Origin of the sequence: Gordonia desulfuricans NBRC 100010 (assembly GCF_001485495.1) — a bacterium.
Taxonomy (GTDB): Bacteria; Actinomycetota; Actinomycetes; order Mycobacteriales; family Mycobacteriaceae; genus Gordonia; species Gordonia desulfuricans.
The window spans coordinates 1-23508 of the sequence record NZ_BCNF01000091.1; the positions used below are offsets into that span (position 1 = coordinate 1).

The 23508-nt window shown below is 67.3% G+C and carries 18 protein-coding genes and 2 pseudogenes; 6 read left to right on the plus strand and 14 right to left on the minus strand.

All coding sequences use genetic code 11. The annotated features are described in order from the left end of the window. Window positions 1-180 (minus strand): annotated as a pseudogene (locus GD1_RS24770) (hypothetical protein); the annotation flags it as partial. A 96-nt stretch (window positions 181-276) separates the two neighbouring features. After that, window positions 277-618, minus strand: a complete 342-nt coding sequence (locus GD1_RS15120; protein ID WP_059037926.1) for a UBP-type zinc finger domain-containing protein — start codon at window positions 616-618, stop codon at window positions 277-279. A 30-nt stretch (window positions 619-648) separates the two neighbouring features. Between GD1_RS15120 and GD1_RS15125 the strand changes: the two genes are divergently transcribed. After that, window positions 649-2244, plus strand: coding sequence for a Na+/H+ antiporter (locus GD1_RS15125; RefSeq protein ID WP_059037927.1), 1596 nt, complete (start codon window positions 649-651; stop codon window positions 2242-2244). A gap of 4 nt (window positions 2245-2248) precedes the next feature. On the opposite strand, the gene GD1_RS15130 is transcribed toward GD1_RS15125, so the two are convergent. Continuing rightward, window positions 2249-3832, minus strand: a complete 1584-nt coding sequence (locus GD1_RS15130; RefSeq protein ID WP_059037963.1) for an adenylate/guanylate cyclase domain-containing protein — start codon at window positions 3830-3832, stop codon at window positions 2249-2251. A 106-nt stretch (window positions 3833-3938) separates the two neighbouring features. Here GD1_RS15130 and GD1_RS15135 point away from each other — a divergent pair, with 106 nt between their 5' ends. Further along, entirely contained in the window at window positions 3939-6671 is a 2733-nt protein-coding gene (locus GD1_RS15135; RefSeq protein WP_083534238.1) for an ATP-binding protein, read from the plus strand. A 171-nt stretch (window positions 6672-6842) separates the two neighbouring features. Continuing rightward, entirely contained in the window at window positions 6843-8234 is a 1392-nt protein-coding gene (locus GD1_RS15140) for a carotenoid oxygenase family protein (protein ID WP_059037932.1), read from the plus strand. A gap of 40 nt (window positions 8235-8274) precedes the next feature. Here the strand turns inward: GD1_RS15140 and GD1_RS15145 are convergent, their stop codons facing one another. After that, on the minus strand, window positions 8275-9561 hold the full coding sequence (locus GD1_RS15145; RefSeq protein ID WP_053776557.1) for an adenylosuccinate synthase: 1287 nt from the start codon (window positions 9559-9561) through the stop codon (window positions 8275-8277). A gap of 100 nt (window positions 9562-9661) precedes the next feature. On the opposite strand from GD1_RS15145, the gene GD1_RS15150 reads away from it, so the two are divergent. Further along, window positions 9662-10324 (plus strand): hypothetical protein, encoded by a 663-nt coding sequence (locus tag GD1_RS15150; protein WP_059037965.1) that lies wholly within the window; start codon window positions 9662-9664, stop codon window positions 10322-10324. Next, window positions 10321-11166 carry a site-2 protease family protein gene (locus GD1_RS15155; protein WP_053776566.1) on the plus strand — a complete coding sequence of 282 codons (846 nt, stop codon included), beginning with the start codon at window positions 10321-10323 and terminating at the stop codon, window positions 11164-11166. The genes GD1_RS15150 and GD1_RS15155 overlap by 4 nt, the downstream gene beginning before the upstream one ends. A 701-nt stretch (window positions 11167-11867) precedes the next feature. Here the strand turns inward: GD1_RS15155 and fgd are convergent. The 3 genes from fgd to GD1_RS24350 form a co-directional block, all read right to left on the minus strand. Next, on the minus strand, window positions 11868-12884 hold the full coding sequence (fgd, locus tag GD1_RS15160) for a glucose-6-phosphate dehydrogenase (coenzyme-F420) (RefSeq protein ID WP_059037934.1): 1017 nt from the start codon (window positions 12882-12884) through the stop codon (window positions 11868-11870). 80 nt (window positions 12885-12964) lie between these two features. Next, on the minus strand, window positions 12965-13210 hold the full coding sequence (locus GD1_RS25040) for a MoaD/ThiS family protein (RefSeq protein ID WP_059037936.1): 246 nt from the start codon (window positions 13208-13210) through the stop codon (window positions 12965-12967). Further along, window positions 13210-13746 carry a molybdenum cofactor biosynthesis protein MoaE gene (locus GD1_RS24350; protein WP_157079496.1) on the minus strand — a complete coding sequence of 179 codons (537 nt, stop codon included), beginning with the start codon at window positions 13744-13746 and terminating at the stop codon, window positions 13210-13212. Before GD1_RS24350 ends, GD1_RS25040 begins: the two co-directional genes overlap by 1 nt. 202 nt (window positions 13747-13948) lie before the next feature. Here GD1_RS24350 and moaA point away from each other — a divergent pair, with 202 nt between their 5' ends. Beyond that, window positions 13949-14998 carry a GTP 3',8-cyclase MoaA gene (moaA, locus tag GD1_RS15170; protein WP_059037967.1) on the plus strand — a complete coding sequence of 350 codons (1050 nt, stop codon included), beginning with the start codon at window positions 13949-13951 and terminating at the stop codon, window positions 14996-14998. A 45-nt stretch (window positions 14999-15043) separates the two neighbouring features. Here moaA and GD1_RS15175 read toward each other — a convergent pair whose 3' ends face one another. The 7 genes and pseudogenes from GD1_RS15175 to GD1_RS15200 all read right to left on the minus strand — a co-directional run bounded on the left by GD1_RS15175 (window position 15044) and on the right by GD1_RS15200 (window position 23457). Next, on the minus strand, window positions 15044-16462 hold the full coding sequence (locus GD1_RS15175) for a purine-cytosine permease family protein (protein WP_157079497.1): 1419 nt from the start codon (window positions 16460-16462) through the stop codon (window positions 15044-15046). A 193-nt stretch (window positions 16463-16655) separates the two neighbouring features. After that, window positions 16656-17387, minus strand: coding sequence for an XdhC family protein (locus GD1_RS15180; RefSeq protein WP_244882769.1), 732 nt, complete (start codon window positions 17385-17387; stop codon window positions 16656-16658). 252 nt (window positions 17388-17639) lie between these two features. After that, window positions 17640-17747 (minus strand): annotated as a pseudogene (locus GD1_RS25780) (XdhC family protein); the annotation flags it as partial. A gap of 121 nt (window positions 17748-17868) precedes the next feature. Further along, window positions 17869-18345, minus strand: coding sequence for a (2Fe-2S)-binding protein (locus tag GD1_RS15185; RefSeq protein ID WP_059037942.1), 477 nt, complete (start codon window positions 18343-18345; stop codon window positions 17869-17871). Further along, window positions 18342-19211 carry an FAD binding domain-containing protein gene (locus tag GD1_RS15190; RefSeq protein ID WP_059037944.1) on the minus strand — a complete coding sequence of 290 codons (870 nt, stop codon included), beginning with the start codon at window positions 19209-19211 and terminating at the stop codon, window positions 18342-18344. The genes GD1_RS15185 and GD1_RS15190 overlap by 4 nt, the downstream gene beginning before the upstream one ends. Before the next feature lie 3 nt (window positions 19212-19214). After that, window positions 19215-21659 (minus strand): xanthine dehydrogenase family protein molybdopterin-binding subunit, encoded by a 2445-nt coding sequence (locus GD1_RS15195; protein ID WP_083534244.1) that lies wholly within the window; start codon window positions 21657-21659, stop codon window positions 19215-19217. 124 nt (window positions 21660-21783) lie between these two features. Beyond that, entirely contained in the window at window positions 21784-23457 is a 1674-nt protein-coding gene (locus tag GD1_RS15200) for a PucR family transcriptional regulator (protein WP_059037946.1), read from the minus strand. Between the last annotated feature and the right edge of the window lie 51 nt (window positions 23458-23508).

Below are 23508 nucleotides of genomic sequence, written 5' to 3' on the forward strand. Positions count from 1 at the left end.
GGGCTGTACGGGAGCGTTCGCGGCGGCCGGAACCCCCGACTCCGCCATCGCGTCCGGGGTCGACTTGTTCAGCGAGGGCCGGGCGGCCTCGGGCGCCGGATCGGCCGCGGGTGGCGGCACCGCAACGACGGGCTCCTGTGGCGTCGGAGTCGACGCGCTGCTCTCGGGGTTCGAGGTCATCCCCGAATTCTACGTGGCGACCCGATCATCCGGATGCGGCACCACGGGAGTCGCATTGCGGTTTCACAACGTCTCAGACCTGCAGAAACCCTGTGTTCAGCCCATCACCTCGTGGACGTAGCACCACCGCCACCGCTCACCCGGTTCAGCCGAACGCATGACGGGGTGTCCGGAGTCGTGGAAGTGCGCGGTGGCGTGCCGGCGCGGCGACGAGTCACAACACCCGATGTGACCGCACTCGAGACACTTACGCAGGTGCGACCAATGGTGCTCCCCCATCGCCACACAGTCCTCGCACTCGTCGGCCCGACCGGTCGCGGCGGGCGGATCGGCGGCCTCGTCGACGCCGATCGTGCCGAGTTCCGGACAGCGTGCCGCGGCACCGCCGGCCTCACCCGGTGCGTCGTTCCCGCCGTTGCCACGTCCGAACAATCGCATGGGCCCATTATCACCACTAGGTTCGAGCGCGTGAGTGCGTCACTTCTCCTCGTCGCGGCGGTGTCACTCGCCATCGCCGCCGTGTGCCGCCACTTCCGGTTGTCGGCACCGCTGGTGCTGGTCGCGGTCGGTCTGGGTATCGGGTGGATCCCGGGGCTGCCCAGCGCCACCCTCGATCCCGAGTTCGTGCTGTTCGTGATCCTGCCGCCCCTGTTGTATTCGGCCGCCCAGGACAGCTCCTACCAGGACATCCGCGCCAGCGGACGGGCCATCGGCCTGCTCGCGGTGGGCCTGCCCCTGTTCACGACGCTGCTGGTGGGGCTGGTCGCGTGGGGTGCGGTCCCGCACCTGCCGTTGGCGGCGGCGCTGGTCCTCGGCGCGGTGGTGGCCCCACCGGATGCGGTGTCGGCGCAGGCGATCGGGCGACGGGTGGGCCTGCCCCGGCGCCTGATGACGCTGCTCGGCGGGGAGAGCCTGCTCAACGACGCGACCGCACTGACCGCACTGCGGGTGGCGGTGGCCGCCGCGATCGGTGCCACCACCACCGTCTGGGACGGGGTCGCCACCTTCCTGCTGGCGGCGGTGGGCGGCGTCGTCGTGGGCCTGGCGATCGGCTATCTGACCGGCTGGGTACGCAACTGGCTCACCGATCCGACGCTGGAGACCGCGATCGGCATCATGGTCCCGTTCGGCACCTACTTCGTCGCCGAGGAGCTGCACACGTCCGGGGTGATCGCGGTGGTCACCGCGGGCCTGCTGCTCGGTCAGCGGTCCCTGCGGGTCGGCTATGCCACACGGCTGCAGGACGAGTCGGTCCGCAAGTCGATCGACGCACTGCTCGAGTCCTTCGTGTTCCTGCTGATCGGATTGCAGCTGCCCGACCTGGTGCGGGGGCTGGCCGGGGAATCGTGGGCGCACATCGCCGTCGACTCCGTACTGGTACTGGCCACGGTGATCGTGGCCCGCCTGCTCTGGGTGTATCCGGCGACGTATCTGCCGCGCCTGCTGTCGCGGTCCATCCGGGAGGCCGAGCCCCCGCCCACACCGGCGTCGGTGTTCATCGTCGGCTGGGCCGGGATGCGCGGGGTGGTGTCCCTCGCGGCGGCCGCGACCATCCCGCTCACCACCCAGTCCGGGGAGGCGTTCCCGGCGCGCGCGGAGGTCTTGTTCCTGACGTTCGTGGTGGTGGTCGGCACGTTGGGGTTGCAGGGCACCACCCTGCCGTGGCTGATCCGGCGTCTCGGGGTCGCCGACGACGACACCGCCGCCGATCGGCTCACCTATGCCGCGGCACAGGACCGTGCCTCCCGCGAGGCCGAACTCCGGCTCGACGAGATCGAGGCGTCCATGGCGCCCGACGACGTACGCCGGCACCAGATCGGGATGCTGCGCAAATGGGTGACCACACAACGCAATACCGCCTGGGAGGAGCTCGGTCGCGGCCCGGACACGATCGGCGAGAGCCCGACCGCCGCGGCCAACCGGATCCGGATCGAACTGCTGCAGGTGCAGCGCAAGGTGTTCGTCGAGGAACGGCGCGCCGCCCGGATCGACGACGAGGTGTTCCGAAAGGCCATGCGGCGCCTGGACTTCGCCGAGGGGCTCACCGACCGCGGCGACAGCTGAACCGCTACCCGACCGGCGCGGGCGCCCCGGCGGGTTCACCGATCTCGGCGAGCTCGTAGACCTCGGTCTCGGCGGCACGACCCCGCAGCGTGACGGTCTCCAGTTCCCGCCAGCGTGCCGCCTCGTGCGCGGCGGCGGCGGCGATCGTCCGTCCGGATGCCAACGGGCGGCGCGGATCCCGCTTCGCCAGTTCCGACAGCCGGGCGCTCTCGTTGACCGGGTCGCCGATCACGGTGAACTCGAATCGTTCGATCGCACCGACGTTCCCGGCCACCACCGGCCCGTGACCCACGCCGATTCCCGCCGACAGCTCCGGCACCTCGACGGCCAGCCGGTCGGCGATCTCGCGGGCGGTCGCGAGTGCGGCACCGGCACTGTCGGGCAACGAGATCGGGGCACCGAAGACCGCCAGCACGGCGTCGCCCTCGAATTTGTTGACCAGGCCGCGATGGGTGTCGACGGCATCGACGATCACCGCGAAGAACCGGTTGAGGATCTCCACGACCTCGGTGGGGGTGCGTTCGGCGGTCAGCCGGGTGGAGCCGATCACGTCGACGAACATCGCCGCCACCACCCGCTCGGTGCCACCGAGCTCGGGATCGGAGGCCAGCGCGGCCTCGGCGACGTCGCGGCCCACGTGCCGGCCGAACAGATCCCGCATGCGTTCTCGTTCGCGCAGCCCGCCGACCATGGAGTTGAATCCCGCCTGCAGGTCGCCGAGTTCGGTGCCGTCGTAGACGACGAGTTCGGCGTCGTCGAGGTCACCGGCCTGCACCCGCTGCATCCCGGTGCGCACGCTGCGGATCGGTCCGGTGATGCTCAGACTCGACAGCACGGTCAGGATCAGTCCGGTCGACAGTGCCGTCACCGCCAGCACCGCCACCCCGACGAACATGTCGAGCTTGCTGGTCTCGTCCCGGAACGCCCCGAACAGCACCACCAGCAGGATGCCGGCCACCGGGATCGCCGAACCCACCAGCCACGACACGAACGACCGGCTGCGCACCCCGCTGCCCCGCCGACGCCGGCCGTATCCGGCGCTGATCAGTTCGGCGGCCACCGGCCGCATCGCGAACTCGATCAGCAGATACGAGACGGCCACCACGACCACCCCGCTCATCCCCACCACGAACAGCACCTTGGGAATCAGATGCGGGTGGATGATCCCGTAGCAGAGGGTGAACAGGATGACCGCGCCCAGCCACAGCAGACCCTGGATTCCGATCAGCCAGCGCGGTGCCCGGCGGGCCCGACGTGCGTCCCGCGCGGTGGGCCGTCGGTCCCGGATGGCCCACTGCAGGTCACGGACGACGATCACGGTGCCCGCGCCGATCCCGACCACGAAGGCCGCCACCACGTACACCGGCACGGTGATGAAGTTCACCCACCACAGGTCGGCCACGAACACCGACGGTTCGGGGATGCCGACCGAGGCGAGGGCGATCGCGACGATCGCCCCGACGAGGTTGGCGATCACCAGGGATGCGGTGAGCACCGTCTGCACCCGCAGCCGCTGCACGAAGCCGCTGTCGGTGCTGGAGCCGAGCAGAATTGATCCGTAGTCCCGTGTCCCCCGCGCACCGAGCATGCAGAACACTGTGTCACAGCGGCGACGCACGTAGGCGACGCCACCGATTCCGGTGGGCATCCGGGCAACCCGGACATCGGGGCGTGTCTCGCCCTAGACTCTGCCCATGGCGTCGACAGCTCTGGGGCAGCGGCCACCGGAGGACATGCGCCTGGCCGTGGTCACCGACCTGCGGGCCGCACTCACCGGCGCGGTTCCGGCAGCGGCCCCGGGGTCGGTCGTCACCGCCGGTCCGGGAACCGGCAAATCCCATCTGCTGCGGGAGCTGACCGCGTCGCTGCCCGGTACGGTGCGTCGCGCGTGCGCCGACGAACTGTCCTGGCGCCGGCCGTTCGACGTGGCCTGCACCCTGCTCGGGGTCGCCGCCCCCGATCCGGTCCCGGAGGGTTTCGAGGACACCCTGCTCGATCGCGTGGACGAGATGTGTGCGTCGGACCGGCTGACCCTCGTCGTCGACGACGCCCACAACGCCGACGCGGCGAGCCTGGAGATGCTGGGGCGGCTGGTCGACGCCGCCGCCGACCTTCCGCTGGTGTTGCTGCTGGCGCGTCGTCAGCTCCCCCGGCGCACCATGCTCGAACAGTTCGTCGCACGCCGGTCGGTGCGCGAGTGGACGTTGCCGGCGATGACCGACGACGCCGTGACCGTGATGGCCACCGAGGTCCTGGGTGCCGCCCCGGACGCGGCGCTGACCGCACTGCTGGCCACCGCCGGCGGCAACCCGATGCACGCCCTGACCCTGCTGCGCGGACTGCAACGCTCCGGTGAGCTGACCGTCGAGCAGGGCCGCGCCACCACCGGGCACACCGACGCCGGGACCGCGCTCGCCGACGTCCGCGACGTCGTCGGAACCCATCTGGCGCTGCTCGATCCCCGGGCCACCGACCTCCTCCGCAAACTCGCGGTCTGGGGCGGCCCAGCCACCCTGCCCGATCTCGCGGCCCTCGACGCCTCACCGCCGGTGGCGCTGGTGGCCGCCGCCCAGTCCGCCGTCGACGCGGGGGTGATCGCGATCAGCGACAGCGGACAGCTGTCGTTCACCCACGATCTGTACGCCGAGGTCGTCTACGCCCGCCTGGCCCCGGCCCTGCGATCGGTGCTGCACGAGGCGATCGCCGGGCTGCAGCGCACCCGCGGTGCCCATCAGCTGGTGGCCCATCACGTCCTCGCCGCAGATCTCGACGACGCCGCCGGGGTGTCCGACGCCGTGCGCCGCGCCGAGGAGGACCTGGTGAACACCCCGGCGGTCGCCGTCGACCTGCTCGATTCGGTGGGGGACCGGCCCGGGGCACCGACACCGGGCATCCGACTCGGACTGGCCAAGGCCCTGGCGCGGACCGGCCAGCTCCGGCGCGCCTCCGAGGTCGCGGCCGAGGGGGTCGGCATCACCACCGACATCGACGAGCTCGCCATGCTGCTCCGAATCCAGATGTTCACCCTGATCGCACAGGGACGGACCGCCGAGGCGCGCAGACTCATCGTGGAGACCCTCGAGCTGCCGGTCGGCGACGCCGCCGAACGCACCCTGCGGGACCTCCTCGCCTACCTGGGAATCCTGGAGGGCGGCGCCGCGGTCCCGGAGTCGCCGTTCGACACCGCCACCTCGCCGACGGGTCTGGTGACCGAGGCGTTGCGGCAGTTCCTGCGGGGCGAGTTCACCGGCTGTCTGGAACTGGCGATGGAGGCCTCCCGCCTGGAGGGCGCCGCCCCCGACACCGATCGCGCGGTCACCACCTCCGCCGACATCTGGCCACCGCTGATCGAGTTATACGCCAACGGCCCCCGGGCCGCGGCCACCCTGCTCGACCACGTCACGCAGTTACGCACCGACCGCGGCACCAACTGGATGACCAGCTATCACGAATTCACTTCCGGTGGAATCGAATTGATCGCCGGACGCCTCTCCGACGCAGCCGCCCGGTTCGACGCCGGTTTCGAGCATCTCGGCGCCACCGAGATGGGCTGGACCTCCCTGGCGCAGGCCGGCCGCGCCCTGGTCGACATCCATCGGGGCGAACTCGGTGCCGCGGCAACACGACTCGACGAGTACACGGCGTCGGGTCTTCCCCACCAGTTCGGCATCCCCACCGTGACGGCCACCCACTCGGCCCTACTCGAGGCGCTGCGCCGACTCCGTCCGGCGGCCACCGAGGCCGCCGCGGCGTGGCGCCGGGCACGCGAGCTGAACCTGTACGGCTGGATGCCGATGGTGGTCCTGCAGACCACGCGGATCGCGCTCCGCGCACACGACGACGACCTGATCTGCGATATCCGCGAAGGCATCTCGGCGCTGCCCCGTCCACTTCCGGCCGCTGCCACCGGCGTCCTGCTGGCCGACGCCCTCTGCGCGACGGCCCAGGGCGAGGTCCCGCCGGCACCGGTCACCGAGCTGGCGATCACGGCGGCCACCGGGGCACGCGAGATGGGCGACCGGTTGGGCGCGGCCTCGGCCTGGGAGGAGGGGGCATGTGCGGCCGCGGCCCTCGGCGACAAGACCACCGCCAAGGACCTGGGGATTCGCGCGTTGTCGGTGACCCAGGAGATGGGCGCGGTGACCTCGTCCACCCGGATCAGTTCCCGGCTGCGCGCCCTGGGCCTGCGGCTCGACCCGAAGGCGGTGCGTGATCGGCCCCGGACCGGCTGGGACAGTCTCACCCGGTCGGAGGTCACCGTCGCCGAACTCGTCGCCGACGGATTGAGCGGGCCGGAGATCGCCCAGCGCCTCGTCCTGTCCCGCCGGACGGTGCAGACACATGTGTCGCACGCGCTGACCAAACTGGGGCTGCGGACCCGGGTGGAACTGGCCGCGCTGGTCGTGGCCCGTCGGCATCGAGGCTGACCGGCGGAAGGGAGGCTGACCGGCGGCAGGGAGCCGGCCCGGGATGGCACCAAAACCTCGGTCAGCACACCGATTGCCGCACCCGCGCAGCGGAGGACAGTGGTCATCACCGGACATCACCGCGTCGACTGCCCCGCCACATGCCGGACAGCACCACCGAAAGGTACGGCCATGACCAGCCCCACACGCCCCGCCCCCGTGGACCTCGCCCACCACTCGCATCTCACCGGGGTCTATGCCCCGCAACGCACCGAGGTCGACGTCGACGACCTCCCGGTCACCGGAAGCCTGCCGGAGTCACTGCGCGGCAGCTATCTGCGCAACGGCCCCAACCCGCGGTTCGATCCGATCGGCTCCTACGTCTATCCCCTCGACGGCGACGGCATGGTGCATGCCATCTCCCTCGCCGACGGGAAGGCCGCCTACCGCAACCGGTTCGTCCGGACACCGATGGTGATCGCCGAAGAGGCTGCCGGACAAGCGATCTGGTCCGGGATCACCGACGGGCACACCCCGTCGGTGGCCGAGGTGGGCCCCGACCTCGCCGGCACCGTCCGCGAACTCCCCGACATCAACATCGTCTCCCACGCCGGCCGGCTGATGGCCATGGCCGAGGCCGACCGCCCCTACCTGCTCGCCCCCGCCGATCTCGCGACGCTGGCCCGCACCGACTGCGACGGCGCCATGCGGGTCGGCAGCACCGCCCACCCCAAGATCGATCCGGTCACCGGTGAGCTGGTGCTGTTCAACTACGGGCTCGAGGCCCCGTTCCTCACCTGGTCGGTGATCGGCCCCGACGGGTCGGCGGTGCGCACCCCCACCCCGGTCGAGGGACTCGACACCCCGACGATGATCCACGACATGGCGCTCACCGAGCGCTACATCGTCCTGTTCATCTGCCCGCTGCGGTTCGATCTGGTGGCCGCGATGACCGGTGGTTCCCTGCTGTCGTGGCGCCCCGACGACGGCACCCGGATCGCGCTCATCCCCCGCGACGGCGGTCCGGTCCGGTGGCTGACCATGGACCCGATCTGGGTGTGGCATTTCGCGAACGCCTTCGACAACCCGGACGGCTCGGTCACCGTCGACTACGTCGAGTGGACCTATCCGAACGGATTCACCGACGATCCGCGGCGCGACACCTCGGCGCTGGTCCGGGCCCGGCTCGACCCGAACGGCCCGGTCACCCGCACCACGATCAGCGAGAAGGCGGTGAACCTCGAGTTCCCCCGCGTCGACGACCGGTTGCTCACCCGGGATCATCACCGTGTCGCGACGGTCGCCAAGGGACCCGGCGACTCCGGCGACCTCGACAGCCTGTGGTTCCACGACCTGCAGGCGGGCACCGAGACGTGCTGGACCCCGGGGGTGGCGATCGGCGAGCCGATCTTCATCCCGAGCGCCGACGGCGACCTGTGGGGTGCGATCGGCACCGACCCGGAGTCGATGCGGTCACGGTTCTACCTGCTCGCCGCCGACGACCCGGCGGCCGGCCCGGTCGCGACGGTGGATCTGCCGATCCGGGTACCGGCCGGACTGCACGGGGCGTGGCTGCCCGCATGAGGCAGGCCGCCCGCGTACGTCCGACGGTGCGGGTCCGGGGTCAGACGATCTCGCGGCGCACGATCGTCTGATCGCGGCCCGGGCCGACGCCGATGCACGAGATGTGCGCGCCGGACAGTTCCTCGAGACGCAGGACGTAGTCCTGGGCGTTCTTCGGCAGGTCCTCGAAGCTCTTGCAGCCGGAGATGTCCTCCCACCATCCGGGCATGTACTCGTAGACCGGCTTGGCGTGATGGAACCCGGTCTGCGTCATCGGCATGTCCTCGACCCGCTCGCCGTCGACCTCGTAGGCCACGCAGATCGGCACCTGCTCGACGCTGGAGAGCACGTCGAGCTTGGTCAGGAAGTAGTCGGTGATGCCGTTGACGCGGGTCGCGTAACGCGCGACGACGGCGTCGAACCAGCCGCAGCGGCGGGCACGGCCGGTGGTGACACCCACCTCGCCGCCGGTCTTGGCCAGGTAGGAACCCCACTCGTCGAACAGTTCGGTCGGGAACGGACCCGACCCGACGCGCGTGGTGTAGGCCTTCAGGATGCCGAGCACGGTGGTGATCCGGTTGGGGCCGATACCGGCACCCACCGCGGCGCCGCCTGCGGTCGGGTTGGACGACGTCACGTACGGGTAGGTGCCGTGGTCGACGTCGAGCAGGGTGCCCTGCGAACCCTCGAGCAGCACGGTCTCACCGCGTTCGAGGGCCTGGTTGAGCAGCAGCCGGGTGTCGGCGATGCGGTGCTTGAAGCTCTCGGCCTGTCCGAGCACCTCGTCGACCACCTGGGCGGGGTCGAGGGCGCGGCGGTTGTAGATCTTGACCAGGATCTGGTTCTTGAGCTCGAGGGCCGCCTCGACCTTCTGGGTCAGGATCTTCTCGTCGAGGACGTCGGCCACGCGCACGCCGACGCGGGCGATCTTGTCCTGGTAGCAGGGGCCGATGCCACGGCCGGTGGTGCCGATCTTCTTGTTGCCGAGGAAGCGCTCGGTGACCTTGTCGATGGCCACGTGGTACGGCATCAGCAGGTGTGCGTCGGCGGAGATCATCAGGCCGGTGGTGTCGACATCACGGTCCTCGAGACCGCCCAGCTCGGTCAGCAGCACACCCGGGTCGACGACGACACCGTTGCCGATGACGTTGTTCACGCCCGGCGTGAGGATGCCGGACGGGATCAGGTGGAGCGCAAAGGTCTCACCATTGGGCAGCACGACGGTGTGCCCGGCGTTGTTACCGCCCTGGTAGCGGACCACCCACTGCAGCGCACCGCCGAGTAGGTCGGTGGCCTTTCCCTTGCCCTCGTCACCCCACTGGGCTCCGATAAGCACGATCGCGGCCATGGACTCCCACTCCCCTTCATGATCGGAAATGATTCTGACTGTCGGCACAGTCCGAACCGGGACAACCCTACTTGTTCGGGTCGGTCGATACGCTATGCGCATGTCGTTTGTGCTCATCGCGTCGTCCGAGGTGCCCGCGACGACGGCCTCCCCACGCGCCGTCCGCGACGAGGTGAAGGCCCGTATCGCCGACCCGGCGGTGAGCCGGCTGATCGTCACCGCCGGACCCGACGACACCCACCCGGACCGCTTCTTGTCGCAGGTCATCGCGGTGTTGATGCGGGCCGAACGCCTCGACGTCGAGGTCGGATACGCCCCCGATCAGCCCACCGAGACCACCGCCGTCTACCGGCTCCCGCACGGCGCGGCGGCCCGCGAGCTCGCCGAACAGGGAACCGCCGTGCGCCTCCCGCTGATCCGCGACGACGCCGCCACCGTGCTGCTCGGCAGTGCCCGGCACCTCGGCGCCGAGGGCGCCCGGCTGCACGGCGAGAGCTATGTCGACGATCACCGGCTGTTCTCCGGGACCGTCTCCGGCATCCGGATCGAACCCACCCGCGAGCTCCCGGGGCTGCGCGCGAGGCTGGAGGCACCCGCCGGATGGCGCCGGCTGTGGCGCCGCGAACCCTGGTATCCGGGGCGGGCGGTGCAGACCGGTGGCAGCAATCTGGTCGTCGAACGCGAGGGGGCGCTGACCGAGCGCGCGGTGAAGCGGTCGACGTTCTACCGTCATGACGTGGATCTGAAGCTGGTGTGCCGATGAGCGGCCTCGAACAGGGCGGCGCCCGCCGCACCCCGTCGCTGTCCCAGGTGGTGCGCGCGGTGGCGCCGAGCTGGGTGTTCCTGGCGCTGATCGCCGTCGCCGGGGTCGGCGCATGGCTGTGTGTGGACGCCGGCCTGGAACGCACCTCGACCACCGCCACCATCGGCACCGTGCTGCTGGTGCTGGCCGGCTGGGTGATCTCGCTGTGTCTGCACGAGTTCGCACACGCGGTGACCGCGTACCGCTTCGGCGACCACAACGCCGAACTCCGCGGATATCTCACCCTCAATCCGCTGCGCTACACCCATCCGGGGCTCTCGCTGGGCCTGCCGCTGCTGATCATCCTGCTCGGCGGCATCGGCTTCCCCGGCGGCGCGGTGTACCTCGACGAGCGCGGCTTCAGCCGGGGCCAGCGCACCACCGTCGCGCTGGCCGGTCCGGTGATGAACCTGCTGCTGGCATTCATCCTGCTGACCGTGATCCGGGCCTTCGGACCGTTCGCCGAGACCCCGTTCGGCGTGTTCTTCGTCTCCGACCACCTGATCACCCTGTGGTCGGCGCTGGCGATGCTGGCGTTCCTGCAGATCACCGCGGCGATCCTGAACCTGATCCCGATGCCCGGATTCGACGGATACGGCGCGATCGAGCCCTATCTGTCGGCGCAGGCACGCCAGACCGCCGCCAAGATCGCGCCCTACGGCTTCCTGATCATCTTCGCGCTGCTGTTCATCCCGCAGTTGAACCGAGTGTTCTTCGACATCGTGTTCTGGTTCTTCGACCTCTCTGGCGTACCGTCACAACTGGCCGGGTGGGGATGGAACACCTTCCTGTTCTGGCGGTGACCCTGTTTCCGGCGGTGATCACGCCCTCACACACGTGACGCCGACGTCCCCCGTGTGCTCGGCGAGCTCCTGGGCGGCACCTGAGGTTGCCCAGATCAGATGGCTGTCGGGTTTACCGGTTGTTGCTCCTCTGGCTTGTCGATCCATGTCACTCGGGGGCGTGTCGAGGACCTTCGCCGCCGACATCTACGTTCGGCGGGTCGATGCCGGTCGGGCACGGACCCCCCCGGACGCGACTCTGGCCGACAAGGCCCACGCCGCCGGTGACAACCGAACTCTGTTGCGTGACAGGAATGATCACAACGGCGATCGGCGGAAAAGTCCACCCCGATCACCTCCAGGAACAAGCGCCCCAGCACAGGGGGCCGACCACCAGCGCTCGACGCCGAAAGCCACCAGGGCAGCAACGTTGGCGGAACGACCCTCCTCCTGGCCACGGCAATGGCGAGGGTCGGCCACCCGATACGACGAACTCGCCCTCACCTACCGGGCAGGGGGGGACCCGCAACGCCATCCTCACCCGGCTACCGCACTCAGGAGACACGCCCGAGCCAGAACCGAGACACGCCGCCGGCGTGGGCAGAATCGGCGGCGTGCATTGCCGACTGCTGATCCGGTGCGCTCGAGTGGTGTGGCGGCTCCCGGACGGTGAGGTCTGTCCGCAGTGCCGACCGGAAGACTCGAGCGAAATCTGATAGCCGTCAGCCGTGAAGTCCGTTGAGCCGAGGTACCAGGTCGCGTTCGAAATTATCGAGAAACGTATGCTGATCATGCCCGGGAGCGTGGAAGACGAGATGGTTGAAGCCTGCGTCGACGTAGAAGCGGATCTTCTCCGCGGCCTCGTCAGGATCAGAGGCAACGATCCACCGCTTGGCGACCTGCTCGATCGGCAGTTCGTCGGCCAGGCGCTCCATCTCCACCGACGAGCTCACGCTGTGCTTCTGCTCGGGGGTCAACGACAGCGGTGCCCAGAACCGGGTGTTCTCCAGCGCCAGTCGCGGATCGGGATCGTAGGAGATCTTGATCTCTATCATCCGATCGATGGCGTCGAAGTCACGTCCGGCCTTCTCTGCGCCTTCCTTGACCGCAGGGATGAGCTTCTCGGTATAGAGCTCGGTCCCCTTGCCCGAGGTGCAGATGAACCCGTCACCGGCGCGGCCGGCGTAGCGGGCGACCACCGGCCCGCCCGCGGCAACGTACACCGGGATCGGTTGCAGCGGGACGTCGTACATGTAGGCGCCCTGCGTGCGGTAGAACTCGCCCTCGAAGTTCACCTCCGCACCGGTCCACAGTTCACGCATCAGCTGTACGGCCTCCCGCAGTCGGGCGAATCGCTCCTTGAACTCCGGCCACTCCCCGCGGAATCCGGTGGCGTACTCGTTGAGCGCCTCCCCACTGCCGACACCGAGCATAATCCGACCAGGATACAGACACCCCATGGTCGCGAAAGCCTGGGCGATGACGGCGGGGTTGTATCGAAACGTCGGTGTCAGCACCGACGTCCCGATCCGGATCCGCTGCGTACGTTCACCCACCGCGGCCATCCAGGCGAGAGCGAACGGGGCGTGTCCGCCCGCGTGCCGCCATGGCTGGAAGTGATCACTGACCATCACCGAATCGAATCCGTGAGACTCGGCTGCGACCCCGATCTCCACGAGTTCACGTGGCGCGAACTGCTCTGCGGATACCTTGAGGCCCAACGTGATCTGCTGAGTCATTCATTCCTCCTCTTGTGGTCCCACACCCTGGGTGCGTGAGCCGATCTCTGTGCTCGGTCGGTCGTCTGACCACCGGGTGATCACCCGCCGGAGACCGGCGGCAGCAATACGACCTCATCCGACGGGGCGAGGGCGATGTCGCGAGCGGATCCGACGACGAGGTCGTCGTTGATCCAGACCCTGGTCCCGGGAAGACATCGGGCGAAACCCTCACCGAACCTCTCGGTGGCCCGCGCCAGGAGTTCCTCGAGTGTGCGCGCCGGGATCTCGGCCCGAGAGACGTGAGCCTGTTCGCGCAGGGTGAAGTAGAGCTGCAGACACACCATCACAGGTCCTCGAACCCGACACCGACCGCGGACCGCTCGGCGATTCCCAGGTCCCACGCCGCCGCCGCCAGATCGACCTCCCGCATCGCACATCCCGGTTCCTCGACGCGCTGCCCACTTCGGGCGTACATCGTCTTCCACACGGGCACAGACTGTTTCAGGACGTCTATACAGAACTTCTCTGCTGCGCAGGCGGTCTCGCGATGTGGTGCCGACACCACCACCGCCACACATGGTTCCCCCGCCGGGACCGATCCCACGCGGTGCACGAGCGCAATCCGGCCCAGGTCGGGCCACCGACTCCGAGCGGCGACGGCAATATCAGAACACTGGCGATGAAACCCCTTCTCGAAAGACTCGAAATCGATACCGGCGACGCGGACGTCACTACCGGCCACAATTGGGTCATCGCGAACCACCCCGACGAAGACACCCACGGCTCCGTACTTCGGCGTCGACGCCCAGCCGACGAGGTCTCCGACCCGAAGTCGCCAGTGACTCAATGCGATCCGCGTATCCAACAGGGTTGACCCCATCACTGTCTCACCGATCTCTCATGCACAGCCCTCACCGGGAAAAGCGTAAGCGCATGCGGCGTTCGCCGATGGCCACCGCGCCACCAAACAAAGGACCGCCGCTTTGGCGATCTCGGCATTCCCGGACCGATCGCCACTTCCTACACTCGGGCTACCGAAGCCAGCACCATCCACACCGAGGAGTGCCATGCCCGTGCCGATCATGTTGGGCCTACCGAGGGCGTCGCCCGTCCCGGATGCACCCGCATCGACAAGGCCGCGGACCGGCGACCTGATCGACAGCCATGGACGGATCGCACGTGACCTCCGCATCTCGCTGACCGAGAAGTGCTCTCTGCGGTGCACGTACTGCATGCCCGAACAAGGGCTACCCGACATCGACAAGGAGTGCCTGCTCTCGACCGAAGAGGTCGTCCGCGTGGCCTCGATCGCGGTGCACCACCTCGGAATCCAGGAGATCCGCTTCACCGGCGGTGAACCACTGATGCGTGCCGACCTCGAACAGATCATCGCCGGATGTGCCGGGGTAGTTCCCGATACTCCACTGAGCATCACCACCAACGGAATTGGGTTATCCCGCCGCGCCGGTGGTCTCGCAGCCGCAGGGCTGACGCGGGTAAACGTTTCACTCGACACCGTCGACCGAGACCTCTTCGCGACGATCACTCGACGAGACCGGCTCGGTGACACGCTGGCCGGTATCCGTGCCGCCGTGGACGCCGGACTGACCCCGGTGAAGGTCAACGCGGTCATCCTTCCTGAACTCGTCGCCGGCGCGGGCGATCTACTGCGATGGTGCATCGAGCACGGTGTCGCGCTGCGCTTCATCGAATCGATGCCGCTCGACGCGGATCACCGGTGGAGCAGTTCGACCGTCGTCGACCGAGGCGCTCTGCTCACCTCGCTGCGCAAGGAGTTCCGGCTGCGGGAGGTGGGGCGCATCAGTCAGTCCGATCCGGCGGAGATCCTCCTCGTCGATGACGGACCGGCAACGGTCGGGATCATCTCATCGGTGTCCAGACCATTCTGCGGCGACTGTGACCGCACCCGGATCACCGCCGACGGAATGATCAGGTCGTGCCTGTTCGGCGACCACGAGGTCTCCTTGCTCCACCCTCTTCGACGTGGCCTCACCGACTCCGAGGTTGCCGAACTGTGGCGAGCGGCCATGTGGCTCAAACCCGCCGGACACGAGATCTCCGATCCCCGTTTCCGGCGTCCGCAACGCTCGATGGGCGCCATCGGGGGATGATCCCGTCTCGGGCGGGCCCGCAACCCCGGCCCGCCCGAGACCGGTTCACGCCGGGATCACCAGATCCGTCGCCTGAACCCGGCGACGGTAGGCCAACTCCAGCAGTGACCCGTACACCACACACGAGATCGCCAACGCCGAAGGTAGCGCCCACGTCCACGCTGCGCTCGCTTGTCCACCGAGGGCGAGCATCAGACATCCGACCGCTGCACCCGACAACCAGCCGATCAGACCGAACCATCGAACGGTCGGCACAGGTGCCTGCGGACTCGCGTCGACCACATCATCGGCGCGGCGGTCCCGGAACAGTCCCCACACGATCCGAACGACCACCACCGCGGTCCACGTCACGGTGAACAGAGCCTGGTAAGCCAAGGCCTGCACGATGAAGGTCAGGACGTTGCTCAGCATCACCAGATACACCACCACGCCCACGACCACGACCCATACCCGGCGTGACACCGCCAGGCCGAGCACGCCCGTCGCAGTATTCTGAAGGTTCGTCGCCGCCAGGAAGAAGTTTGCGGTGTTGATCCGCGTCTGGCTGATCCAGACCAACAGCAGACCCCAGAATCCCATCAGCGATACGATGCCGATGACAGCGGACGCCTCGTTGAGCGGACCGTCGGTGGGGATGGTGAAGGCAACGAAGATCCCCACCAGCCCGTTGACGACGATCGTGAAGAAGTAGAACACCGGACCGAAGGAGTACACCCCGTTGATGCGCTCCTGCTTGCGTTCCGGGCGGCCGAACCGGGCGTAGTCCCAGGTGGCCATCATCAGGACCCAGTCGCCCATGAAAGCGGTGAACGCCCAGATCCAGCCCGGACCACCAGCGGTGTGCACCGCACCCTCATGCCTCAGCCAGTCATTGCTGTAGCCGTGCTCGATGATCGTCCATAGCACCGCAGCCGTGAGTCCGGCGATGTAGAACGGAAGAAGATACCGATTGAACTTGTCGAGAAACGTTCTGACGCTTCCGATCACCAGCGGAACGCTGTAGAGCACAACGATCAGATACCAGATGCGGATGTCCCAGAATCCGAAAAACTGCTTGAAGGCCACCGCGATCACCGAGCCCTCCAGTGTGGCGAACCAGATCGCGGTCACCGCGAGGAGCAGCGGCGCCAACAGTCCGCCGACCTTTCCGAACAATGCGGTGGAGAAGATGTTGACCGTGGTTCCGGTCCGGGCCGCGTAGATCGAGATCAGCCAGTTGATGAGACCGTAGGCGACCACCGAGAGCCCCATCCCGATCAATGCATCCTTGGTTCCGACCGTCTCGGCGACGAGGGCAGCGAAGATCAACCAGAACATGGCGCTGGCGAATGCCCACCATGCTCCGGCCAACGACCGTGCCGACATTCGATACTTCAACGGAACACGCTGATTGGCAAAGTCATTGGCCAGCGCCGCAGCCTCCGCGGGGTCGTCGGCCACCATGTGCGCATCGCTCGTTCCCACCGGTGTGGGTCCTGCTCCTGGCATGATCGTCCTACTCTTTCCGATATCGTCGTCGTGTTGAGGTGAACACGGAATCAGTGATCTATCGAGTTAGACTGCGCTCCAACTAATTCCAGAATCAGTGTGGGGCAGCGTGCTCGCCGTGACGATGTCCGGGAGAGACGAAAAGTGAACCTTCGTGCGGTCGGATCGGCTAATCGCGTGTAGCGACGCGGGGACGGACACAGGCGGCCGGTCGGATTGAACCGGAGGTGTGCGTCAGCGCGACTCCACTGCGCCCGGTACTCGACGCGAGCACCTCGGCCATGATCGATACGGCACTCTGCTCAGGCGTGCGGGCGCCGATGTCGAGACCGATGGGCGAATGAATCCGGTCGAGCGGTATGCGCCCGACGCCTGCCTCGATCAACCTCCGACACCGATCGTCATGTGTCCGACGACTACCAAGGGCACCGATGTAGGCAACGTCGGCGTCGAGGGCGGCCATCAGTACCGGCACGTCGATCGCCGCGTCGTGCGTCAGCACGATCACGATGTCATCACGGCGGGCGTGACCGCGAATGAATTCGGCGGCGGAGCCACCCCTGACCTCGACGTCGGGAAAGAGCTCCGGGCGGGCGAAGGCCGGGCGGTGATCACAGATGACCGGCTCGAATCCGATGAGCAGGGCCACCGAGGAAACCGCCGCCGCGTAATCGTTGGCTCCGGCGAGGATCGCCCTGGACCGACGGGAACCAAAGCGATGCAGCATTACTCGACCGTGAAGTGAACCCTCGACTGCATCGCCGACGACGAGGCTGGACAGTTCGACACCCGCCGGCCCCCGGTCCGCTGACATCATGTCGTCGATCGCACCGGCGGGGAGCTCAATCCGTGGACCGGCGATGAGAATCCCCTCATGATCGGTGACGGCGTGCACCAGCACGCCCTCGTCCTCGGCACTCACCAGGTGCGCGGTGCGACCCGCCTCGATCTCATCGATCAACGCCACGAGGTGCGGTACCTGCTGTGCGTCGAGGAGTTCGACGAGGACCTCCACCGTTCCGCCGCAGAGCAATCCGACTCCGAGTGCCCACTCATCGGTGACGCCGTAGGTCAGAACTCGATGTGTGGCGGACCGAGTACCCGACTCTCGCTCGGCAAACAGTTCCTCGGCATGTCCGACGATATCGGCTTCCACACATCCCCCGGTGAGATTGCCGGTCACCTCGCCGTCGTCGAAGATGATCATCGTCGCCCCGGGATCGCGTGGGGCGCTGCCCCGTAACCCGATGATCCGGGCCATCACACCGACTCGGCCGTCGTGGGCAATCGAGCCAAGCGCACTGACGGTGGCGGGGTCGAGTCCGCCTATCCGCCGCCGATCGCCTCGGGCGGCGTGGAGCGGACCGCAGACCTCGGAGGCGTCATCGGCGGTCACGTTCAACCCGAGCTGCGTCGAGGACGGCGTCCACGATATTCTGATACCCGGTGCAACGACAGATGTTGCCCGACAATGCTTCACGCACCTGTTGCTCGGTGGGTTCGGGGTTCTCCCGGAGGAACTCACGCATCACCATGATGATGCCCGACGTGCAGAATCCACACTGCAGCCCGTGATGTCGCCACAGCTGGTATTGCAAGGCAGTCAGCTCGCCGGTCGGCGCGATACCCTCGACAGTTGTGATCGTCGAACCGTCCGCGGTTGCCGCGAGAGTGAGGCACGACCGGGCTGTGACACCGTCGAGTTCGACGGTACAGCTCCCACACGCCCCCTGCTCACAGCCGGTGCGCACGCTGGCGAGCCCGCAGCGCTGACGTAGGAAGTCGGCCAGGGTCATCCGAGGGTCAATCCTCTCGACCACGTTGTGCCCATTGACCTCCGGCCCGATGTCGATGCTCATAGTTCTCCCGTTCGCTTGGTTGAGGCTTTGCTGATGGCCCGGCCGGTCATCACTCGTACGAGGTGTCGTCGATGCTCGACGTCGGCGTGCACGCTGTGGATCGGCGAGGACTCCTCGGCGACCAGCGCCGCCGCGTGCGCGATGAGAGCGGTGGTCGGGATCCGCCCGACGAGCGCGTCCTCGGCCGATCGATGGCGACGCACCGTCGGACCGCCACCTGCCACCCCGATGCGGGCGTAGTCGATCCGACCGGAGTCGTCGAGTCCGATCCCGACTTCCGCGGCAACCACCGCATAGTCGCGGTGCCTGCGGCTGAACTCCTCGACCGCCCAGGTGACGTGGGCCGGTGGCAGGCCAATGATGATCGCGGTGATCAACTCGGTGTCGGTGCGCACCGTGGAGTACGGGCCGATGAAGAAGTCCTCAGCCGATACCGTACGACTCCCTCCCGTGCTCGTCAGAACAATCCGTGCATCGAGAACGACTGCAGCACAAGGGAATTCGCCAGACGGATCTGCATAGGCGAGACTGCCGCCAACCGTGCCGCGGTGCCGGATCGTGGCGTGTCCGACGTAGCTCAGGGCCTCCGGGAGGAGTGCGATCCGCTCCGCGACCTCAGCACACCTCTCCACCACGCGGTAGCGGGTGAGCGCTCCGAGGGTGACCTGATCGTCACCGACGGCGATGTAGTCCAGTTCCTGCAGACGATTGAGGTCCAGGACCGCTCGTGGACGTCGATGCCGACGGCCGAGTTCTTGCATGAGGCTCTGCCCACCGGCGAGTGGGGCAACACCGCCTTCACCGAGCGCAGCAATCGCCTGATCCAGATCAGCGGGCCGGATGTATTCGAAGACTGGTGGTTTCATGATTCAGCTCCGTTCCGCTCGCTCGATGAGCGCGCGAAGTCTGCTCGGCGTCACCGGGATGGTGGTGATGTCGATGGGAAGGTCCTCGAGCGCATTCTCGATCGCTGCGACGATGGCCGACGCCGCTCCGATGGTCCCGCATTCACCCACGCCCTTGAATCCGCCGGGCACGGAACCGGCTGGGGTCTCGATGTGCCGGGTGGCGATTCGTGGCACATCGGCGGCACTGGGCACCAGATAGCCGAAGAGCCCATCGACCTCCGGAACACCTTCGCCGTCGTAGGTGATCTCCTCGTAGAGCGCCCCGCCGATACCTTGGACCGCACCACCGTGCACCTGACCGTCGACCAACATCGGATTGATGACGGTGCCGCAGTCGTGTGCCACGAGATAGTTCAGAACCATCGACTTGCCGGTGTCGCGATCGACCTCGATCATGGCCACCGAGCATCCGTTGGAGAATGCCACGTTTTCCGGTTCGAACACCTTGCGGCCCTCAAGAACTGGAGACTCGTCCTCGGGGAGCTTGCCCAGGAGCCGACGGTAGGACGCGTCCCCGATCTGCTTCATGGACACCGACCGGCTCGGCGCGCCGACCACCGACACCACCCCATCGCGAACCTGCAGATCTCGAGGATCGGCCTCGAGCATCGCACCAGCCACTCGAATGATCTTCTCCCGCAGTATTTCCGAGGCGGCCGCCGTGGTGGCGCCACCGATGGCGGCGCCGCGGCTGGCACCCGTTCCGTATCCGGTGTACGGACACGAATCGGTATCGCCCTGTACGACGGTGACGGTCTCCAGTGGCACGCCGAGGGTCTGGGCGGCCACCTGCGCGAGGGCCGTCTCCAAGCCCTGACCCATGCCGATCTGCCCGGTGTAGACAGTCACGCCTCCGCTGGAATCCATCCGCACGATCTCTTCGTCGAAGGTCGCATGCTGCAGCCCGGCGGCATTCATGATCCGTGAGGGTCCGAATGCGGTGATCTCCACGTGGAATCCATAGCCGATGCCGACGGATCTACCGTGCGCACGGGCCTGCTCAACCTGCTCGCGCCAGCCGAGCTCCTCCACCGCGTTCTCGGCCTGTGCCAGGCAACCGAGGTAGTCGCCGCTGTCGAAGAGAAAGACCTGACTCAGATAAGGGAACTCCCGGATCAGGTTGAGCCTGCGGATCTCGTTGGCCGGCTTGTTGATCTTTCGCGCAAGCGCCTCGATCAGTCGCTCGTGTGCGAAACACCCCTTGGGTTGTCCCCACCCGCGATAGGAGCCGTACGGCGGCCGGTTGGTGAGCACTGCTTTCAAGGTGACCGAGGCGTTGGGGATATCGTAGGGACCGGTCATGATCGCCGTCGCCGCCCACGCCGGACCAACCCCGACCGTTCCCAGCACGGCACCGAGGAGCTGATACACGGTGCCGCGGAGACCGAGGATCTTGCCGTCCTTGGTCGCGGCCATCTCGACGTCGAGGCGTTGGTTGCGCGAATGCACCGTGGCGACGAAACTCTCGAGTCGGTCCTCGATGAGCTTCACCGGCCGTCCACACGCCCGGGAGAGCAAGGCCGCGATGATGTCCTCGCCGTAGAAGTCGAATTTGTTGCCGAACCCGCCGCCCAGACGGGGTACCCGAACACGGATCTTGTCGACCGGGATGCCCAGGACGTCGCCGAGCAGATCACGGGCGAGGTTGGGGGCCTGTGACCCCATCCAGATGTCGAGTTCGTCGGTGAACGGATCCCAGGTCGCCACAGTGCCGCGGGTCTCCAGTGGGGTACCCATCTGTCGGCCGTAGTCGAGTGTCGTGCGAACCACCACATCGGCGTTGTCGAAGGCCGCCTCGACGTCTCCCTTGGGCACGGTGGTCACGCCGGAGATGTTGTCATGCCCCTCCCAGACCTGAGGACCGTCGGGATCGAGTGCGACGTCGATCCCGGTGACGGCCGGGAGTTGCTCGTAGTCGACGGTGATGAGTTCGAGTGCGTCCTCGGCGACGTAGCGGTCGATGGCCGCCACCGCGGCCACCGGCTGCCCGACCCACCGGACGCCGTCTGTCGCCATGGCGTAGTGCTCGGGAATGAACTGACCCGGGATCATCTGCCAGATGACCGGCTGCTGTTGACAGCGCGCGAGCACGTCGGCACCGGTGATGACCGCGTACACACCCGGTAGTGCGACGGCGGCACTGGTATCGATGCCGAGGATACGCGCGGCCGGGTGTGGGCTGCGCAGCACCGCTGCGTGCACCATGCCGGGAACAACGATGTCGTCGATGTACTGCGTTCTACCCGTGAGGATCTTGGGGTCCTCGGTCCGCAAGACCCGTGCGCCTATGAGCGTGTCGGCGCTCGGCGCATCCGGGCCCGACGCCGGCAGATTCGACTGGGGCGGATCGTCGGCCGCGACCGCGACCTTGGATTGACGGAGTGGCTCTGAAACGTTGTCGAGCATCGTAGCTGTACCGCCTTGACAGAGAGGTGGGCTGTGATCCCAGTCTGCCGAGGTGACCTGTGCAATCCATCTACGATTCGAACGAAGCCTGGGCCTCGGTTCGGTTGTTGCTCACCAACAGTTTTCACCCGAAGTCGGCGATAATTCCGTTGCGCGGGTGAATCTGACCGACCTCGACACCGAGGAAGCGAGTGTGTAATTCGGCGACCAGACGGACGTCGGGATCGGAAAAGTCCAATCCGGTCATCTCCTGGATGCGGCCGATGCGGTACTTGAGGGTATTACGGTGCACGAAAAGACGTTTCGCGGCCGCGGTGAGGTCACAGTTGCACTCGAGGTAGATCCGCAGCGTGGCGAGGTAATCACTGCCCCGCTCGCGGTCGCAATGCACCAGCCGCTCCACACCGCCGCGCAGCATGTGCGGGCGGGAGGCGAAGATCTCGGCCAACTCGGCGATGACTGTCTGCGGCACCGAGTCCTCATGGCAGATGATGCGGTCGTCGGATCGAGTGGAGGGCAGTGCGAGCAGACGATCTATCGACGCCTTCGCTGCGGTGAGATCTCGCAAGGTGTCCAACTCTTCCCCGATCGCCGCGCGCAAGGCGACTCTCAACTGCCTGTCACTGCGTCCGATGATGTCGGCTGCCCATTGCCTGGCACGCTCCAGACCGCTGGAGTCGGGGTGGGGATAGAGAACGTAGACGACCGACCCGGCATGGGTGACCGCCGATCTCGGTGCAAGCGCCTTGAAGTGAAGCGATACCAGCGATTCCACGGTCAGTAGGCTCAGCTGATCGTCGCCGTCCGATACATCCTTCGCGAAGGCGATCAACCGGTATCGGCCGTCAATCGGCACGCCGAGACGACCGGCCAGCGCTTGCGGCAGCCCTCGACCGGAGATCGATCCCTGCAAGGCATCAGACTTCAGCCGTCGGGCGATATCGGCGTTGACCCGCTCGTTGAGGATCTGAATCGCGGCGACCCGCGCGATCTCGATGAGCATGTCCTCCGCCGAATCACTGAGTCCCTGGGCCGGTGACGACACCCACAGATAGCCGAGGATCTCGCTGCCGGCCTTGATGGCGATGACCAGACGATCGGTTCCGGAATCGGGGCTGACCTTCACCGGACGTGCACTTTGGCGTATCCGTGGTAGCAGCCCGGTGGTCTCACACCACTCGAGGAAGTCCGCCGGTGGCCGACGGTGCAGAATCGACTGCCGCCGAATGTCATCGATAGGGCCGTCGAGATTGGAGAACGCGAGCACCTGGAAGTTCTCGTCGTCGAGGATGACGGGGCCCTCGAGCATCGCCGCGGCGGCGTTCGCCAACGCGAACAGGTCTCCGTAGGGAACCCCGTTCGTATCGAGCGGCGACATCGGGCGCGCGCCGATGGCGGTCTTGACCAAGGTGTAGATCTGATCCCAGGACATCCGGCTGTCCAGCGCGATCGCCGTACACCGTGCGCGCTCGGCATCGGCCGTCAGATCGGCGCGGTCGGCCTCGGTAGCCGTCTTGCACACCACCGCAGCACAGCGCGACTCTGCGATGGTCTGCATGAGTGCACGCAATGCTGTGGTTCCTGGTTGCACACCCACCGCCAAGACAAGGTCGCCCTCGAACAACTCACCCGCCGCGTCGGCATCCCAGATCATCACGCCGCAGACGCCGCGGCCGTCGGTGGGCGCCTCGACGTGCACCACGTCGAAATACTCACCACCGACCGAGGCGAGGAGTCGCTCGAGCGTGGGTGACGCCAGGCTGTCGACACCGGCGATGTTCTGTTCGGGAAACGCCATGATACCTCCTTGAAAAGGGCAGAGCCCATGTCAGAAGGTATCCACGCCTTG